Origin of the sequence: Candidatus Tisiphia endosymbiont of Xenochironomus xenolabis (assembly GCF_964264705.1) — a bacterium.
Lineage (GTDB): Bacteria > Pseudomonadota > Alphaproteobacteria > Rickettsiales > Rickettsiaceae > Tisiphia.
Genome location: NZ_OZ183473.1, coordinates 1,023,922 through 1,043,789, shown reverse-complemented (window position 1 = coordinate 1,043,789; position 19,868 = coordinate 1,023,922). Strand labels below are relative to the sequence as shown.

The window sequence follows — 19,868 nt, the reverse complement described above, 5'->3', positions numbered from 1 at the left end:
TAATTATTGTTAAGTTATCATTTTATCAATAGCTAATTCATTATTTATTGCTTTTATATTTACAATATCACCGCTACCGATTCTACTAGAAAGAATCATTTTGGCGAAATTATTCTGTAATTCTCGTTGAATAACTCTTTTCAATGGTCTAGCACCAAACATTGAATCATAACCTTTATCAGCCAGGTAATTTATTGCCGATTGATCAAATTGCAATGTAATATTTTGTTGTGAAAGAATTTCTTTCAAATTATCTAGTTGTATTTTGACAATATCATGTATGTCAGCACGAGTTAGTTTATGGAATAGAATAATCTCATCTAGCCTATTTAAGAATTCAGGTTTAAATGTTGCTCGTACATGTTGCATTACTTGCTCTTTAGTTGCATCTTGGTCATCATCTTGCTGTTGATTAATAAGTATTTCAGCCCCAAGGTTGGAAGTAAGAACAATGATGGTATTTTTAAAATCAACAGTTATTCCTTGACTATCAGTTAGACGACCTTCATCCAAAATTTGTAACATGATATTGAAAATATCCGTATGGGCTTTTTCTACCTCATCAAATAAAATAACTTGATAAGGTCTCCTACGTACCGCTTCTGTTAAAACTCCTCCCTGCTCATAACCAACATAGCCTGGAGGAGCCCCAATCAAACGTGATATAGAGTGTTTTTCCATATATTCAGACATATCAATTCTGAGAATGGCATTACGATCGTCAAATAAAAAAAGTGCCAAAGCTTTGGTTAGTTCCGTTTTACCAACACCAGTTGGACCTAAGAATAAAAACGATCCAAGTGGTCTATTATGATCCTGTATTCCAGCACGAGAACGACGCACAGCATCGCTGACTCCTTTTATAGCTTCATCTTGACCGATTACCGATTGACGTAGTTTATCTTCCATCGCTAATAACTTCTCACGTTCGCTTGATAGCATTGTGTCAATTGGTATACCAGTAATTTTGGAAATAATTATAGCTATATCGTTTTCTGATACAACTTCTTTTGATAATTTGTTATTTCCCCCTTCTACTGCTTGTTGTAGTTTCTTAGTCAAATCAGGAATAATACCATATTTCAGCTCACTAGCTCGGGCAAGATCACTACTTCTTTCTGCTCTTTCAAGTTCTAAACGAGCTTTTTCTAGCTCTTCTTTTAATTTCTGTTCAATATGTATTTGGGATTTTTCAGCTTGCCAGCTAGCATTCATATCGTAAGAACGAGATTCAAGTTTAGTTAATTCGTCTGTTAATTTGATAATTTTCTTTTTTGAATATTCATCATCTTCTTTTTTTAGAGCTGCTAGCTCAATTTTTATTTGAATGATACGACGATCAAGCTCATCTAATTCTTCCGGTTTGCTAGATAATTCTATTTTTAGCCGACTACATGCTTCATCGATTAAATCAATAGCTTTATCTGGTAAATAACGATCGGTAATATATCTGTTAGATAGAGTGCTAGCGGCAACTATAGCACTATCAACAATTTTTACGCCATGATGTAATTCGTATTTGTCCTTAATACCACGCAGAATCGAAATAGTATCTTCTACTGTTGGTTCATTAACGTAAACTGCTTGAAATCTTCTGGCAAGAGCGGTATCTTTCTCGATATATTTGCGATATTCATCTAAAGTCGTAGCACCGATACAATGGAGTTCTCCTCTAGCAAGCATTGGCTTTAGTAAATTTGATGCATCCATGGCTCCGTCTGTCTTACCAGTTCCTACTAAAAGATGTAGCTCATCAATAAATAAAATAATCTCCCCACTAGAGTGCTTAATCTCATTTAATACAGCTTTTAGTCGTTCTTCGAATTCACCACGATATTTAGCCCCAGCAATTAAAGCTCCCATATCAAGTTCAATGATTCGACAATTTGCTAGAGTTTCTGGAATATCTTGGCTAAATATTCTTTGGGCTAACCCTTCTATTATGGCTGTTTTACCAACTCCTGGCTCTCCTATTAGCACGGGATTATTTTTCATTCTTCTTGACAAAACTTGCACGGTTCTTCTAATTTCCTCATCTCTACCGATGATTGGATCAAGTTTACCAAGTTCTGCTAGCTCGGTTACATCTCTACCATATTTTTTTAGGGCGTCATAACTACTTTCAGAAGAGTTATTATCTGCTGTCTTACCTTTTCTTAACTGTAAAATTGCTGCGTTTATTTTTTTATTAGTTATTGCATTCTCTGATAAAATCTTACCAGCAGAGGTTTTATCATATGATAATGCCTCAAAAATTCTCTCAATAGTTATAAAACTATCGGCATTATTCTTTGCAAGCTCTGATGCTTTATCAAGTAATTTTAGTGCTTCTGATGATAGATAAAGTTGCCCTCCTCCCTCTATTTGCACTTTTGGGATTTTGTTTAATTCTACGGTTATAGCTCTATTCAAATCATCGAAGCTAGTACCTAAAGTATTAATAAGATTATCAATAACTCCACTATCATCGTTTAATAAACTCGCCAATATGTGTAGTGGCAATATTTGCTGATGATCATTTTTTGCTGCTATGCTTTGGGCATTAGATAATACAGATTTTGCCTGGGTAGTAAATTTATCTATGTTCATTGCCATAACCTCATAAATTTTAAATTAACTCAAAGTTTATTATAGCCAACCCGATTATTATTACTCCGTCATTGCGAGCGAACATATGTGAGCGTGGTAATCCTTTCTAATTACTTTTTTGGATTACTTCGTCGACCTGCGGTCTTCTCGCAATGACGTTAGTTTGTTATGAGCTATACTAATAAATATATCATAATATTTTCTTCCACTAAGTACTTTAATATATAATTAATGGTGAATAATAATACAAGAGATGCTGATGGTATATTAAATCAATAAATCAAATTTCTTGATTAATTTACTTAAATCTTATAGAACTCATAGGAGTAGTATAATGAATACCCTAAATTTAGGGTTTCCCATTGTTATTTTATATAATATAAATTATTTTTTTAGATCGGTAATGAATCATAACATAGTTAACTTGGTAGCTGCAATTGTCTTGTCCCTTGGGATTATTTTTGGATGGCAATATTTTTATGATAAACCAAGATTACAAAAATTAGAACAGCAAAATAAAATATATAACAAGCAAGTTCAAGAGTTAAAGAAAAAGAATATTCAAGTAGAAATCCCTAAAGAAAGTGAATCACCTGTTTCTACTAAGAGAATTCGGATAGACTCAGAATTACTTTCTGGATCGATTGCTTTAAAAGGGTTCCGGTTTGATGATTTAATTTTATTGAAATATAAGCAAGATTTATCACCAAACAGTAAACCTGTTGTGTTATTTGCCCATTCTCAGTCAGAAGAAGCCTATTTTGCCGAAATAGGATGGTTTAACAAAGATAATAGTATTATTCTTCCTGATAGTGAAACTCTTTGGCAGACTGATAATGATGAGTTAACGCCTACAAAACCTGTAAACTTATCATGGATTAACAAAGATGGGATTAAATTTTTGATTACTATAAGTATGGATAGTAATTATTTATTTACCATATATCAAACTACGGTGAATGATAGCAAGGAACCAATCTCAGTTCAATATTATGGACTAATTAACCGTAAATATACTGGCTGCAAAGAGAAATTGGTTAATCTTCATCAAGGACCAATCGGTGTTATTGATGGTAGGCTTAAAGAACATTCTTTTGACGATTTAAAAGATAAGAAAACTGAGAAATTTCCACAAACTGTTGTTGATTGGGTTGGTATAACCGATAAATATTGGTTATCTTCCTTAATTCCAGATAAAGCTAGCATGTATAGTTCTAACTTCAATTATGCAATGAAAAACGGTGTTGAAAAATATCAGGTCGACTTCATTTCTTCAACTCAGACTATAGAAGTAGGAAAAAAATTCACTATATCGCAAAGATTATTTGCCGGAGCAAAGAAAGTTGATTTATTGGATAAATACGAAAAGCAATATAATATTAAGTTATTTGACCGGGCAATTGATTTTGGTTGGTTTTATATAATCACTAAACCACTCTTTAATGTTATGAATTTTTTCTATCATTACGTTGGTAATTTCGGAGTTAGTATCTTGATCGTAACTGTTATTATAAAATTACTAATGTTTACTTTGGCTAATAAACAATATCGTGCTACGAAAGGAATGAAGAATCTTCAGCCTGAAGTAGAGAGGATTAAAGCGTTATATGCTGATGATAAAATGAGAGCTAACCAAGAAGTTATGGCATTGTACAAACGAGAAAATCTTAATCCTCTAGGTGGTTGTTTGCCACTTATTGTACAAAGCCCAGTATTGTTCTCAATTTACAAAGTGTTATACGTAACTATTGAGATGCGTCAGGCACCATTTTTTGGTTGGATAAAAGATTTATCTGTTCCTGATCCAACGTCAATTTTTAATTTGTTTGGATTACTGCCATTTTCTTGTCCAAGCTTCCTGATGATTGGTGTATGGCCTATTATCATGGCTCTTACTCTGTTCTTACAGCAAAGGATGAGTCCAGAGTCAACTGATCCAGTTCAAGCTCAAGTAGCGAAATTTATGCCGCTAGTTTTTTTAGTAATGTTTAGTAGTTTTCCAGTGGGAGTAGTGATTTATTGGTCTTGGAGTAATATTTTATCAATAGCTCAGCAATATTACATTAATAAGCTAGATAAGAATGTCGGTTGATAAGGTTACAAAACTATTTCGGCAAGAGGTAAAATTTATAGCTGGTGTGGCAAAAATAAATCAGTTCCCTAATACATCTGTACCAGAGATTGCCTTTGTTGGTAAATCAAATGTTGGTAAGTCAAGTTTGATTAATAGTATCTGTAATAATTCAAGTATTGCTAAGGTTTCTAATACTCCTGGTCGCACTAGGCAAATAAATTTTTTCTCCCTTATCGATAGACTTATTTTAGTTGATCTTCCTGGATATGGCTTTGCTGAAGTGCCAATATATATCAAACAACAGTGGGAAGTATTAATAACATACTATCTCAGAATGAGTGTAAATCTCAAATTAGTAAATTTGTTGATTGATGCTAGAAGAGGAGTAAAGCAAAATGATATGGAAATTGCTAAATTGTTACTTTCTTGCAATAAAGATTTCCAAATTGTTTTTACCAAGTCAGATAAGGTAACAGATAGAGAAAACCTAACGGCAACAGCACAGAATTTTCTTGCAACTTTGGGCTACTCCTGTAATGTAATTTATACAAGTAGTAGGAGTAAAGAAGGTGCAAAAGAATTGCAGTTTAGTTTGGCAAAATGCATTAAATTATAAAGATAAGGAAGGTAAAGGCTTTGCAGATATCAAAGATACTGCTTTAATTAAAGATATAATAAGACGTAGTAGTGAAGTTAGAGATCAAGTTATGGTATTTAAGCTACCCTCATTAATTATTGATGATGACAAATTATTGACGAGTTTTGCAGAAGTAATACAGTTGCTTGATAGTTGTGACATTAAAATCTTTATAGTGCATGATCATACTAATTTGGTGGATAATACGCTGAAATTATTTGGCTGTGATCAAAAATTTATCGATAATATTAAGGTAGCGGATTATAAAAGCTCACAAATTATAGAAATGGTTTTGTCCGGGTATGTTAATAAGCGTATAGTTTCCAAGCTCTGTAGTTTAGGTTGTTATGCTATTGGTATTTCTTGCAAAGATGCTAATCTTATACAAGCTAAGAAATCAAAATTATTGCATAGAAGAGACCCTAATAAAGATGTAATAGATATTGGGTTTATTAGTGAACCAATTATAGTAAATCCTGAGATTTTAATAAATTTTGAAGATAGTAATATTATTCCGGTTATAGCACCAGTAGCTAGTGATGAAAAAGGTAATACACATCTGCTGGATGTAAATCTGACTGCCTCGACAATTGCTTCCTCATTAGATGCAGATCATTTAGTATTATTATGTGATGGGGTAGAATTTACCGGGGGGAAATATATGCGTGTACAGGATGTTGATGTATTGAAAGAAATGCTGAATGAAGCTGTTGAGCCTAAAAAAATTGATTTAATTGGAGCAGCTTTAAGTGCCATTCAAAACAATACCGATTACGTGCATTTTCTCGATGCAGCTTTCCCTGATTCTATATTATTAAGCATGTTTACAAGTAAAGAACGTGAGTTGCCAATTATATAAAAATATGTGGGCAAAAAAATAAGTAATATTACAAAAATAATGAAAACATCTATTAGTGGAGCATAAAAATCTGCTATATTTATAGATATAACCGAATTGGAGTTAAAAGGGATTAATTTATGTCAGGTAGTTTAGTATCAGATCCGTTATTTGTTGGTTTAACAAGACCGGCAATGATCTTTGGGGTAAGTATAAAGTTTGCAGCACTTAATATGATCATATCTATGTCGTTATTTATTCAAAGTAATAGTATTATGAATTTGCTTGTTGCTTTTGTAATTCATATGATAGGGTATGTAATATGTTTTAAAGAACCAAGATTTATAGAATTGTTCTTAAATAAATCTTCTAAATGTAGTCAGTGTCCTAATAAATCATTCTATGGAGCGAACTCATACGGTATTTAAAAGAACAGTTATAAAATGACAAAATGATAAAATTATCTGTAACAAAAGCAGCAAAAGAATCGAGTTCTAGGAAAGAAAAACCTACTTCTCATTTTATTCCTTATAAGTGCCATTGGGATAGTAATACTATCCTAACCAAAAATAATGAATTATTACAAGTAGTAAAGATAGGGGGGTTTTCCTTTGAAACAGCTGATGATGAAGATTTAGATATTAAAAAAAATATCAGGAATTCGTTACTTAAAAATATGTCATCAGGCAATATTGTGATGTATTTCCATACGATCAGAAGGCGTAGACCAGTAATTTTTGATGAGATTGAATATACCTATGACCCTACCATAAAAGTACCTAATGATTTCATAACTTATTTATCAAATGAATGGCGTAAGAAACATGAGGGTTCTAGGTCGTTTTTTAATGAGTTGTATGTTAGTATCCTTTATAGACCAGATGAAGCTGGAGCGGCTGTAATCGAATACTTCATTAAGAAGCTAATGCAAAAGTCTAATAAATCTACCTGGGAAAATGACATGCGAGAGATGCAGGAAAGTTTGCGAGAGATGTCCTCAAGAGTAGTTAATACATTCCATAGTTACGGTGCCAGACTACTTGGTGTACGCAAATCTAGTAGTGGTTATTGCTGTGATATTATGGAGTTTCTCGGTACTCTGGTGAATTGTGGCTCTTCAATGCAAATGGTCGTTCCCAGAAATTCAATAGACCAATATCTTCCAACCCATAGATTATTTTTTGGTTCTAGATCCATAGAAGCACGTGGTCCAGCGGGTAGAAGATATGCTGGGATACTAAGTATTTTAGAATATGGACCATCTACATCAGCTGGGATATTTGATGGCTTTTTACAAATGCCTTTTGAATTTGTTATGACTCAGAGTTTTATTTTTGCTAATAGAACAGTGGCGATTAATAAAATGCAACTACAACAAAATAGGATGATTCAAGCAGATGATAAGGCGGTATCACAAGTTGCCGAAATCTCTCGAGCACTTGATATGGCTACCAGTGGTGATATTGGTTTTGGAGAACACCATTTTTCACTTCTATGCTCTGATAGTAATTTAAAATCCCTTGAAGATACCTTATCTATGGCTTCTGTTGAACTCTCCAACTCTGGAATTCAACCTGTTAGGGAAAAAATTAATATGGAGCCAAGTTATTGGGGACAGCTTCCTGGAAATATGGATTATATAGTAAGGGGGTCGACTATCAATACTTTAAACATGGCTAGTTTTGCATCTATGCATAATTATCCATTAGGTAAGGTTTTTAATAATCACTGGGGAGAATATGTAACTGTACTCGATACTACTTCAGGTACTCCTTTTTATTTCAGTTTTCATGTTCGGGATGTTGGGCATAGTTTGATTATTGGTCCAACTGGAGCTGGTAAAACAGTGCTAATGAATTTTTTATGTGCCCAAGCACAAAAATTTAAACCTAGAATGTTCTTTTTTGATAAAGATCACGGTGCTGAAATATTTATTAGATCACTTAACGGGGTTTATACCACCATTGATCCGGGGGGAGAATGTAACTTTAATCCTTTGCAACTTGATGATACTGGAGAGAATAGAACATTTATATTAGAGTGGCTTAAAGTACTGGTTACTTCTAATGGAGAGTCGCTATCATCAGAAGATAATAAGACTTTATCACAAGCAGTAAGCGGTAATTTTAAGCTGGAAAAGAAAGATAGAAGGTTAAAAAATGTTGTAGCATTTTTAGGCATTGATGGTCCTAATAGTTTGGCAGGTAGAATTGCTATGTGGGTTGGGAGAGGTTCGCATGCCAGAATATTTGATAATGAGACAGATAATATTGATTTACAGAAAGCTCGAGTATTTGGTTTTGATATGACAGAGTTGTTAAAAGATCCAGTTAGTCTTGCTCCTGTATTATTATACATCTTCCATAGAATTAGTATTTCTTTAGATGGTCAGAGAACTATGATAGTTCTTGATGAGGCATGGGCTTTGATTGATAATCCGGTATTTGCTCCGAAAATTAAGGACTGGCTAAAAGTTTTGCGTAAGTTAAATACTTTTGTAATTTTTGCTACCCAAAGCGTTGAAGATGCAGCTAAAAGCAGAATCAGCGATACTCTGATTCAACAAACTGCAACCCAAATATTTTTACCCAATCTTAAGGCAACTGATATTTATCGTAGTGCCTTTATGCTTAGTCAACGGGAATATATTTTAATAAAAACTACTGATCCAACATCGCGTTATTTTTTAATAAAACAGGGAGTAGATGCGGTTGTTGCTAAAATAAGTTTAGATGGTATGAATGATATTATTAATGTTCTGTCTGGTCGGGTTGAAACAGTGTTATTGTTGGATCGGATTAGAGGGCAATATGGTGATGATCCTGAAAAATGGTTGCCTATATTTTATGAGGAAGTAAAGTCACTTTAGTTAATTTATGCATTACAAACATAGAAAATCACCAACTAGATTGACTTATGCAGGAAGTCTATTTTATGGTGCTAAAGCATTTGGTAGGATAATGATCTTATGTAGTATACTCAATATTACTGCTATCCATAATAGTTATGCAGAAGAAAAAGATGCTTTAGGTACTATAATTGATACTCTTTCAAGTTTGACCTGTGAAACTGGGGGTGTGGGTGACTTATTACGTACAGAATTTTCTCACACTTGTATACCAGGGTCGTTTTTTTCCTTTGCTACTGCGAATATAATCTCGCCAGGGGTTTATGCTAATACGATGCTGCGTCTTAAAATAAATGATCATGAATTATTTGATGGAGATTACCCTGGGGGGCAGTGTGCAAGAAATAATAAAATTGATCCAAACGATCCCAAATTAACCTTTGCATTCTGCAATAATATTAAGCTACAAACTTCTAGGGTAAAGGCAATAGGTAATTCTGCCATTGCTATTGCTAAAGCCGTATTAACCGGTTCTGATCCATGGCATGATATTATGGATGCTTGGAAAGATAATAAGGGCGAATTTCATGTTATTTATAAGGATCAAAAAGATGGTGATACCGGTGTAATGTTAGACGTGCTTTTGCCAGTTGTTTTTAAAGTAGTAAGGCAAAAGGATACTATGTGTGTGGCTGCTCCTACTATATTGGCAGATTGGGTGCCGGTTGGTTGTAAGTATATTAGAGAACCCCAACCTGAATCTATATATGCGTCTTTTATGAATCTTAGTGATAATTCTCAAAATGGTTCTAACAAAACTGCTACTGATCCAATGGCAATAGTTGATTGTGGTTTATCAGCCTCTAGTTGTTACCAAAGGGCTTATAATAATTCTAAGACAGCTATAGTTATCTCTGCTCCATTAATCGAATGTATTAAAGAAATGACCGCAAGATTACTGATTAGTAAAGATGTTTGTACATTTGATGATGTTAATAAAGTGGTTAATTCTAGTAAAAGGGAGAGTAGTGTATTATTTCAATTCCAGCGTAATATGCACAGAACTGTCACTGCTTTATTAACTATATATGTAATTTTCTTTGGTTTTAAAATCATACTTTCTAGTGAAATTCCACCTAAAAATGAAATAATTAATTTTATATTAAAAATGTTATTTGTAACCTATTTCTCTGTAGGTATAAATATTACTCCCAATAGTGGTTCTGACTATAATCGACTAGATGGTATGGTGCAATGGGCTTTTCCTTTGTTATTAGGAGGAATAGATACGCTTGGTGGTTGGGTTATGAATTCTGCCCCATCAGATTTGTGTAAATTTAACCCTGAAGATTATAGCGATAAAAGTCTTTCTTATCTGCCATTATGGGATGCATTAGATTGTCGAGTAAGTCATTATTTGGGATTAGATATACTATCAACGATGATGGTAGAAAATCAATATAGAAATCATGATTTCAAGAGTTTTGACTTCTTTAGTTTCTCAGCCCCACCTTATGTATATTTACTGATTCCTGCTATTATTTCAGGTAACATGACTCTTGTATCTTTAGCACTTTCTTATCCTTTATTAGTGATTTCTGTTGGAGCATTTATGGTGAATGCTACAGTGATGTGCATGATATCTATAGTAATATTGGGTGTTTTAGCACCTCTTTTCGTACCAATGTTTTTATTTGAATATACACGAGGTTACTTTGAATCGTGGGTAAAATTGCTAATATCATTTTTGTTACAGCCTATGGTGGTGGTGACCTTTATGATTATGATGTTTTCGGTTTACGATGTTGGTTTTTATGGTCACTGTAAATATACAAGTAAAACCATAAACAATAGTATAGAAAGTGGTGGCGACGGAAAAAGAGCTGTGAAAATATTTTTTGTTAATAATGATTGGAGTAATTATAAAGAAGAAGATGTTAAAAGCTGTAAGAATAGCCTAGGTTATATGCTTAATAATCCACTTGCAACAGTTGTTGATTTTGCTAAAGATAACCTAAATGAGATGCTTAAAGAAAAGCCAGGAAGTAGTAGTACAGATAGTTATTTATCTAAATTCCAGTTTCTGCAGGGTATTGTTATGGGGCCCGGTATGTTCTTTGTATCACCAAAATTAATTTTTGAAAAAATTAAAGATATTGTGTTAGCGTTAATTACTGCCTGCTTTACTTTGTATTTAATGTATCATCTTAGTGCTCAATTGGCAGAATTTGCAGCTGATATGACTGAGGGTGTGGCACTTAGTAGTGTTGCCATTCATCCGCAAGCAATATTTAAAGCTGGTATGGCTGCTATTGGAGCAGCTGGAAACATGGCAGGAGATAAAGCAGCTGGAGCTGGTGGGGGTACTGGAGCTAAGGATATGATGGGAGGAAAAGGAGGAGGAAGTGATGGATTGGCCGGAGATAGTGCAGCTACTGGCGGTGAATCAGCAGGAGATACTGTAAGCACCGGTGGTTCTGCTGGAGCGACTGGAGCAGCGGGAGGAGATACCGTAAGCACTGGCGGTTCCTCTGGAGCTGCTGGAACAGTAGGAGGAACGATTAAGTCTTTAGGTAGTAGTGGTGCTTCTCTACCAATTCGTCATATCACAGAAGCTACTACAGATGGTGTAACTGAAGGAGGGTCTTCAAGTACAGCAGGATCTTCAAAGGAATCAAGAGTTAGTTTGGAGAATAATAGTGAACTTATTATACCTCCAACTACTAAAATGGTAGAAACAGACGATACTATTAACAAATCATCACAGGTAGCTACAAATAAACAAGAATTAGGAAAAACGCCAAACAAAGCAAAAGAAAAAAAATCATATGGATTAGTTCCTAAAACTTCGAAAGAAATGGAGAATCACACCTTAAAACCTGGAGATACTGGTTACGTTAAACAAGAAATAAGAAATCGTGAAATAAAAGATAGAAATGCTAAATTAGAGGAACAGGCATTTAAAGATTTCAAAGCAAAATCTATTAAAAATAGAGCAGCTAGACAAGTTACAGCTGATAGTGCTAATGCAAAAGTAAAAAAAGATGGCTCTGATGAAAATTCATAAAGCCATACAAATTTTTATACAATTTTGCTTAATATTTTTTGCAGTTGAGGTTTTTGCTGGTTATGGAGAGCTGTGTCCATCAGTCTCATTTGGAACCGATGATTATTTAAAGAAAAGTACTGCTTACGGTCATATTATGTATAGTATTGATATGACCAACCCTCTTGCTCCTGATGCTTGCGATCCAAGTGATGCAAGATTTAAATTTTGTCTAAAAAATAAAAAAGGGAGTCCTAAAGAATGTACAGTTATTACTCTTAACTTAAATGACTCTAAGACTCTCGGTGAGTTAAGTGCTGATAATCCTGATTTAGGTGGAAACAGTTTGTTGAAGGATATTATTCTGACAGTAAAAATTGTTGATAGACGCTTATTGTGCCTGGTCATGTCTACTTCAAAAGGACCATTGCCATTGGCTTGTAAGAATACTACCACACCAGCTCCGCCATTGCCGCCAGATGAACAATGTCGGAATATAGGCAAAACTTGTTATATGGGTACTACCAGAAGTCAGTCATTATTTAATTTTTCTGGGTTAGCTGTAGATTGCATGAAGGAAACTCTGGATAAAGTTTTTTTCCGTTATAGTAACTGTAACCCAAAAAATGATAAAGTTAGTTTGATTGCCCTTAATCCATTCTCAACCTTTCAAGAATCTTTGAAAGTATCTATTAGGGCAGCGTTAATATTATATGTTATGTTTTTTGCTGTTAATATGATTCTAAGCAAGGAATATGGTAATTTAGATAAAATAGCAACTTTTGTTATGAAACTAATAATGGTGGCTTATTTTGCTACAGGTATTGGACCAGCTTATTTTAAGGGTGGTAAAGAAACTACTGACAATGGGATGTTGCAGTATGGTTTACCGTTACTTACTGAACTTACTCCACAATTTGCCCAAATAGTTTTTAATTCTGGTGGTTCTAGAGGGCTATGTGAATTTGATGCTAAGAAATATAAAAATGGTTATAGTTTTTATGCCCTTTGGGATGCTGTTGATTGTCGGATAGCTTATTATTTGGGTATGGGGTTAATCTATAATACAGAAGCTATTTTAAATGACGTTCCTAGTACTGTGTCGGACAACAATAGCAATAAAGGTACTGCTATTGAAGATTTTAAAAAACCTGGTAGTGAAGCTCCGGATGATTTGGGTAAGGTAGGGGCATTCAGATTTTTTACTGTATTATTTGGCTTTTTATTAGCTGGTAATATTATAATAGTAGTATCTGGGTTAATATTTTCTGTAATATTCATCTCAATAATTTTATATTTTTTAACCCATTACCTAGTATGTTTAGTTACCATATATGTCATGACCTATATTTCTCCTATATTTATTCCTATGGCTTTATTTACCAGAACCAAAGCATATTTTGACGCATGGCTAAAAATTTGTATATCTTGTGCATTGCAACCTGCAGTAGTAGCTGGTTTTATTGCCTTGCTGCTTACTATGTACGATTCGGCAATATACAAAAATTGTCAGTTTATGAGGCATGATTATGTACATAATGAGGTTCAGCTTAGTACTTTTGAGCTTAGATTGCCAATAGATAAGCCTGAAGATTGTAGAAATAGTGCTGGATATAAATTATTACACTATTATTCAGGAGTAGGTTGGGAAAAGCATCTTTTAAGTTTTTTCCCAATTAAATCAATTGTGACGGATATTTTCTCATTGATGATAGATTTACTATATGTACTAGTTTTCTCAATTATTTTTTATTATTTCTCAAAATCAATTAGTCAGTTTGCAGCTGAGCTTACTGGAGGTCCGATCATGGATTCTGTAACAGCCAGTCCTACTAAGATAGTTGACATGGTTAAAAAAGGGATAGACTTTATTGCCGATGCTTCAGAAAAATCAAGCGGAAAAGTACCCGAAAAAAATCCTGCAGAAAAACCAAGGAAAGGAGGGGAAGAAGCAAAAGATTCTAGTAGTGGTGGTATGGGTGGCGGTGGTAGCGATATGGGTGCAGGTGGTGGCGGTGGTGGTATGAGTCCTGGTGGTGCTGGGTAATGGTTAACTTGGATATTATCATATGAAAGGAAATTTATCAAAACTTATAATGTTACTAGGTCTAATTGCTTTATTGGTTAGCCTTGTTATGGTAGTGCTTGCGATGATAGGATCAGTAAAAATTACTAATGGTTGTCTTATGAGATATGATGACACACAGGGTGGTAATACCGATTATATTACTAATACAGTAATGCTTAACGCAACAGGAAACTATACTGTTATTACTGAAACAAACCCAGATGGTTCGCTCAATACTAAGTATGATCCTAAGCATTACGGAGAATGGTTAAGTACTAACCTAGCTGTTACAAATGGGCAGGAGATTCAGTTTTCAATAAAAGGGAATATAAGTCTCTGCAGGGCTTATATTCCCCCAAATAATATCCAACAACTTTCAGATTTGGATAGTAATGGTAACAGAATTGCCATTCCTAGGGTTGAAGAAACTAATGTGGAACCGTTATCTTTAATTTTTGATGCTAAAACTGATGAATGGCAAAATATAGCTGAATTATTTGTTAATGATAAGGTTGAAATATCAATTTTGCCGGATCAAAAAAAATTGCCAGATATGGTTAATGTTAGTGTAAAAAATATCTTTAAGTTTGTTAAGCAAGATGGTGAATCTAAAAATTTTATAGAAACAGCAGATTGCTCAGAAGGAAAGAGAAAATACAGTCCATTATGTGGTAGATATTCAATATATTATGGGGAGTATGTTGATAATTGTCAGTGGCGTGATAGCTATTATAACAAACAAACTAGTCGTTGTCATCCAGCATGTATAGGATGCGATCCTTTCACATGTGCTTTTGATTCAAATTGTTGTCCAAAAAAATGTGAAAAAATGGGTGCATATGTAAATATATATAAAACTGCTCCGGAATTATATAAAGAAGATGATAGTTATACTTTTCCTTGGTCTGATAAGTTAAATGAATTGTATTTTAATGCAGGATTGAGCTGTACTTATACGGATAATGTTCCAACGAATACCTGCCCTGACCCAGGTAATTATGATACAAAGGATGTTGATAGAATAACTAGTGATACATACCAAAAAAGTCAAAAGCGTTTTTGGTATACTGCTCCAACAGGTCTATTATACAGAATCGATAATAGTGGGACTCCATCTAAATCTCCAGGAACAGGCTATGCATTTGCTAAAATAAATGATAAAGACAAGGAGAATGATTCAGGAAATGATAGTAAGGTGGTTAATAGTAAATATCAAATTATTTTTAACGATATTATAACCGCTACAGCAAAAAGCTATTTACAATATCGTTTTTGGTCAAAATATTCTGACTATAGCCAAAATACTGGTGGTTATGTGTTAAATATTAAGCAAACTAAATGTCGAAGAAGTAATGGTAATAGTTTTGATGATGTTATAGAGAATCGAGGTAGAGTACAGTATTTAATAATGCCATATGGTGAAAATCCTAATAAAACTAGTACAATTTATAGCACTACTAATATTCAAGTGAAAGATGCCGATGGTAATGCAAAAATTACGGCGAATGATACTGGATATTTATGGATGAGAATTTACAATGCAAAAGAGGATTATAAAGAAAGTTATGGTAGGTACAAAGTAGAATTTCGTACATCACAAAAGGTGGGTAGCTTTACTTTTAATGTTCTAAATCCTTTATTTGAGTTGTTAAAAGGAAAAATCAAGGATGCTGCGGTAACAATTTTTAAGAACATGACTTGCTATGGTGGTGGAACTACTACTTGTAGTAACTTTTTTAACTATATAAAAGCAGTGTTAATTCTTTACGTTATGTTATATGGGGCAATGTTTTTACTAGGTATGGTTAAAATCAATCAACAGGATTTGGTAATTAGGATAGCAAAAATTGCCATAGTTAGTGGATTAATGAATGAGAGTACTTTTAGATTTTTTAATGAATATATATTTGATTTTATCACTAATTTTTCAGATGGGATAATCTCTAATATGAGTGGTTATAGTATGTTTTCATCTACGGATAAGGTGTCAAATCCCTTTATGTTCCTGGATGCATTAATGAGCAAAATATTATTTAGTAAAACTTTTGCTGGTCAAGTGCTATCTTTATTATCAATGGGCCTTAGTGGACTGATTTATTTTGTTATACTATTTATTAGTGTAATTATAGTAATCATTACCGTTCTTCGGGCGGTAGCAGTTTATATTATGGCATTTATGGCAACAGCTTTATTAATCGGCATAGCTCCACTATTTCTTACATTTATGCTATTTGATTTTACTAGATATTTATTTGATAATTGGGTGCGATTTACTTTTAGATATATGATAGAACCGGTAATCTTAATGGCAGGAATTATTATACTTACTCAGTTGTTTACAATTTACTTGGATTTTACAACTGGTTATAGTGTATGTTGGAAATGTGCTTTACCTATAAAAATTCCATTTCCTGCTATTCCAGGTCTTCCTGCGATTTTCTCTAATTTAGAGATTTTTTGTATCAATTGGTTTGCACCTTGGGGGATGGATCCTCGTTCTGGGATGATGGGTTTGAATATGCAACATTATATTGCCTTAATCATCATTTCCTATGGAATGTATGGTTATGTTGAATTTTCTGGGCAAATGGTGGCAAAATTGACTAGTACTGCTGGACCTTCTGCTACCTCTATGGGGCAAAATATGTCATCGGCAATGGAGCAAGGAGCTTTGAAAAAAGTTGGTTTAGACAAACAAGGAAGAGAGGCAATCAAGCAAGATGCTAGTAAAAGATTAAAAGATAGGAATAAAGCTCTTGATAAGGGTAATAAAGCTAGATCAAAAATTGATACCAAGGATGGAAAAGATAAGGATCAAAATCCAAGTAGTAGTGGTGGTAAGAAGGGGGAATAGTGAAAGTATTTCTAATACGAATCCCAATTAATTAAGTGAATAGGATGAGAAATTTTAAGTATCTAATTTTATTGGTAGATTTACTATTTAAGGGGCAAATATTTATTGCCTTAGTAGTTCTCTTAGCCTTCCATCCTGCCAAAGCCGATGATAGTAAATATGATTGGATGAATGCGACTTTAGGAGGGCTTAGTGCTTTATTTTCATCATGCCTAGAAGTACCAAAATTTAATGGTATGCAAGAAGGCAGAATTTCTTTAGACCTGGCAAAACCCAATACATGGAATTCTACCGGTAACTACGTTAAAAAAGATAGAGCAATTAAGTTTGAATGGAGTACTAGGGGAGCTGTAAGTAATCCAAGAAAATATTTGGTGATTTACCGTATAGATCCAAGGTTCAATAAACCTCAAATATTTATTAAAACTTTTAATTATTTAACTAATAAGTATGAAGCTAGTGATTTTCCAGGATTTAAGTCAACTGACCAAACGAAAGATTATGCAACTTTAGCATTTAATAAAATACAAAATTATGTAGACTATTTTAATTTTGCTAAAAATAGACAAAAGATTTGTGTGGAAAAAGGTGATGTAATAAACATAACTCTTGCAGCAGCAGGAGAGTTTTTTAGTGCAGCTACTGATAAGGATTTGGTAAATAAAGAACTTGATAATAATATATTGGCAGTCCCGTCACTTTATACCAATAGTAACCTTGATAATAAAATACTATATTCAACTGTAGAAAGATTGTGTGATTCTATTGATCCCTCAAGAAAGAGCATAGAGTGTAGTGGTACTGGGACAAATACCAAGTATAAGATATTAGATAAGCTAATATTAGTTGGTAAGCCATTAACTCAAGCCTCTATACAAAATATGAGTAACTTAGGTATTACAGCTTGTCCTGATTCTGCCAATGATAAGAACAACACCCCCGTGTGCTTCTATGATCAAGGGAGAGGGATGAGGATATTAGTAAGTAATCAGATCGTAAAGAGAGAAGCAGAAAGTTTTGTATATTCTAAATTTTTAAAAAAGAATTTCTTATATTATAAATCTGATATTGCCGGGGATTTAAATTTTTCAACTAGCTGGTTAATTCAAGGTATGTTTACTGCTTTAGACAAACCCCTAATGAGCGATTGGACTAGTTTTACTAATCTTAATGAGCTTAATTCTTATATTAATAGCTCCAATGTAGATTTGAGTGCTAGTTTCTTACATTTTGGACGCTACATTATGGTTGTGGAAATAGGTAACGGTGATAAGGTTATTAGTGATGCACAACAAAAAAACATAGAAATTGAATATATTATAACGAACGATGGTGGAACGCCAACCGAATCAACCGTGGGTACACAAATTGCCCAAGATTTTTCAATTGATGCTGAAAAAGATGGTTATTTATGGGTTAGAGTCAAGAACCCTAATAAAGAGGTAATGGGAGAAATTAGTGTAAATTATGCTAATTACACTGGGGGTACTTGGTTTTCAGATATCGTATATAAAGGAGCCGTTAAACCTATTACTGATAGTTTTCATAATTGTACTTGGCATTTCTATACTAAACTAACTAAAAACGTAACATTACAACGAATCATCAAATCGGCATTAATTCTCTACGTAATGATATATGCGTTAACCTTTTTAGCGGGTGCTACCCAAATAACTGCTAAGGACTTATTAACGAGAATTATCAAAATAACTTTAATAGTAATCCTAATAGGAGAGAATAGTTGGAGCTTTTTTAATGATTATTTATTTAGTGCCTTTATTGAGGGTACTGACTATATAATGAGCAATGTATCAGGACTCACTAGTTCTAAGTCTAATATTTTCGGTTTTATTGATCCAATATTTGACAAATATACCAATGGTCGATTTTGGTTATTACTATTTATACAGCTATTACAAATCCATAATGGTCTTACTATTGTTGCTATCATAACTATTTATTCTCTTATACTTTACTTCAGAGCTATTTTGGAAGTCATCATAGGTTACGTTATAGCGTATATTGGTCTTTCAGTGATGATATCTTTAGCACCATTCTTTATAATCTTGGTACTATTTGAAAAAACGAAAAGTATCTTTGATAACTGGCTATCTACTTTATTTAGTTATATGATGCAACCAAGCATATTATTAATATTCTTTTTATTAATAGATCAAGTTATGTCGGATCAACTTTTAAAAATTGTAGTTAGAGCATGTTGGAATCCAGGATTCTTACCAATAGCTATAGGTTTAGATTTAACACATATAGATATACCAATTAATTTTTCTTTTAGTTTGCCATTTTTACCTGGGATACCTTTTTTTAGTCCATCAGTTGCAGAAATTAATGATTTAAACGATTTATTAAATTCTACAGGTACATTTTTGGTAATATTTACCAGTTGTTTGTTATTCTATGCTTATTGCCTAATGGCTCATGGGCTTGTGGATTATGTTACTAAAGTGGTTGTCCTATTGACTAATGTACAACCTGCAAGGCGGGAGGGGAATTTCCAAGAGCCTGATAATCCTACAAAATCTATTATGCAGGATATGGGAACTGTAGCAAAACCTATTAAGGATGTAGCTCTTGCCCCAGCGAGAATATTTAAAGACAAGGTAATCGATCAAAATTATAGAGCAAAGGGTAGAGAGGACTCTGAAAATAAAAAAGAATATACAGGCAAAATATTTGCCTCAAGACATGATTCAGACGGTGATGGAGCAGGTGGTGTATCTAATAAAACAGAATAATTACTATAGTCTGGCATCATTGCAAGGAGCTACTTTAGTAGCATTGAAGCAATCCATAAAAATTAATATAATATGGATTGCCGCGTCGCCGCAAAGCGGCTCCTCGCTAATGACGGCTTGTACTTTTCTACAACTTTTAAATTGTCACGGGGTTTATG

At 33.6% G+C, this 19,868-nt stretch carries 10 protein-coding genes; 9 read left to right on the top strand and 1 reads right to left on the bottom strand.

The window, feature by feature from the left end; all coding sequences use genetic code 11:
• Positions 1-9: 9 nt before the first annotated feature.
• On the bottom strand, positions 10-2,589 hold the full coding sequence (gene clpB / locus ACFELY_RS05045; RefSeq protein ID WP_375333799.1) for an ATP-dependent chaperone ClpB: 2,580 nt from the start codon (positions 2,587-2,589) through the stop codon (positions 10-12).
• Between the two features lie 403 nt (positions 2,590-2,992).
• Between clpB and yidC the strand changes: the two genes are divergently transcribed.
• The 9 genes from yidC to ACFELY_RS05000 all read left to right on the top strand — a co-directional run bounded on the left by yidC (position 2,993) and on the right by ACFELY_RS05000 (position 19,710).
• Positions 2,993-4,681 carry a membrane protein insertase YidC gene (yidC, locus tag ACFELY_RS05040; RefSeq protein WP_375334146.1) on the top strand — a complete coding sequence of 563 codons (1,689 nt, stop codon included), beginning with the start codon at positions 2,993-2,995 and terminating at the stop codon, positions 4,679-4,681.
• Positions 4,671-5,279 carry a ribosome biogenesis GTP-binding protein YihA/YsxC gene (gene yihA / locus ACFELY_RS05035; RefSeq protein WP_341748854.1) on the top strand — a complete coding sequence of 203 codons (609 nt, stop codon included), beginning with the start codon at positions 4,671-4,673 and terminating at the stop codon, positions 5,277-5,279. Before yidC ends, yihA begins: the two co-directional genes overlap by 11 nt.
• The gene (locus ACFELY_RS05030) at positions 5,233-6,159 is read left to right on the top strand and encodes an acetylglutamate kinase (protein WP_341759312.1); all 927 of its coding nucleotides are present in this window, start codon (positions 5,233-5,235) and stop codon (positions 6,157-6,159) included. Before yihA ends, ACFELY_RS05030 begins: the two co-directional genes overlap by 47 nt.
• Before the next feature lie 119 nt (positions 6,160-6,278).
• Complete coding sequence (locus ACFELY_RS05025) at positions 6,279-6,566, top strand: VirB3 family type IV secretion system protein (protein WP_094648608.1); 288 nt, start codon at positions 6,279-6,281, stop codon at positions 6,564-6,566.
• A gap of 26 nt (positions 6,567-6,592) precedes the next feature.
• Complete coding sequence (locus ACFELY_RS05020; RefSeq protein ID WP_375334145.1) at positions 6,593-9,007, top strand: VirB4 family type IV secretion/conjugal transfer ATPase; 2,415 nt, start codon at positions 6,593-6,595, stop codon at positions 9,005-9,007.
• 91 nt (positions 9,008-9,098) lie between these two features.
• Positions 9,099-12,053 carry a type IV secretion system protein gene (locus ACFELY_RS05015; protein WP_375334144.1) on the top strand — a complete coding sequence of 985 codons (2,955 nt, stop codon included), beginning with the start codon at positions 9,099-9,101 and terminating at the stop codon, positions 12,051-12,053.
• A complete protein-coding gene (locus tag ACFELY_RS05010; protein WP_375334143.1) occupies positions 12,040-14,079 on the top strand; it encodes a type IV secretion system protein in 2,040 nt (679 codons plus the stop codon). The genes ACFELY_RS05015 and ACFELY_RS05010 overlap by 14 nt, the downstream gene beginning before the upstream one ends.
• A 22-nt stretch (positions 14,080-14,101) precedes the next feature.
• Positions 14,102-16,954, top strand: a complete 2,853-nt coding sequence (locus ACFELY_RS05005) for a type IV secretion system protein (protein WP_375333798.1) — start codon at positions 14,102-14,104, stop codon at positions 16,952-16,954.
• A 44-nt stretch (positions 16,955-16,998) separates the two neighbouring features.
• Positions 16,999-19,710, top strand: coding sequence for a type IV secretion system protein (locus ACFELY_RS05000; protein WP_375333797.1), 2,712 nt, complete (start codon positions 16,999-17,001; stop codon positions 19,708-19,710).
• The last annotated feature ends 158 nt before the right edge of the window (positions 19,711-19,868 follow it).

Bases quoted from the DNA above. Each gene is read 5' to 3' on its own strand.
- clpB (WP_375333799.1), bottom strand. From the start codon at position 2,589: ATGAACATAGATAAATTTACTACCCAGGCAAAATCTGTATTATCTAAT.
- yidC (WP_375334146.1), top strand. From the start codon at position 2,993: ATGAATCATAACATAGTTAACTTGGTAGCTGCAATTGTCTTGTCCCTT.
- yihA (WP_341748854.1), top strand. From the start codon at position 4,671: ATGTCGGTTGATAAGGTTACAAAACTATTTCGGCAAGAGGTAAAATTT.
- ACFELY_RS05025 (WP_094648608.1), top strand. From the start codon at position 6,279: ATGTCAGGTAGTTTAGTATCAGATCCGTTATTTGTTGGTTTAACAAGA.
- ACFELY_RS05015 (WP_375334144.1), top strand. From the start codon at position 9,099: ATGATCTTATGTAGTATACTCAATATTACTGCTATCCATAATAGTTAT.
- ACFELY_RS05010 (WP_375334143.1), top strand. From the start codon at position 12,040: ATGAAAATTCATAAAGCCATACAAATTTTTATACAATTTTGCTTAATA.
- ACFELY_RS05005 (WP_375333798.1), top strand. From the start codon at position 14,102: ATGAAAGGAAATTTATCAAAACTTATAATGTTACTAGGTCTAATTGCT.
- ACFELY_RS05000 (WP_375333797.1), top strand. From the start codon at position 16,999: ATGAGAAATTTTAAGTATCTAATTTTATTGGTAGATTTACTATTTAAG.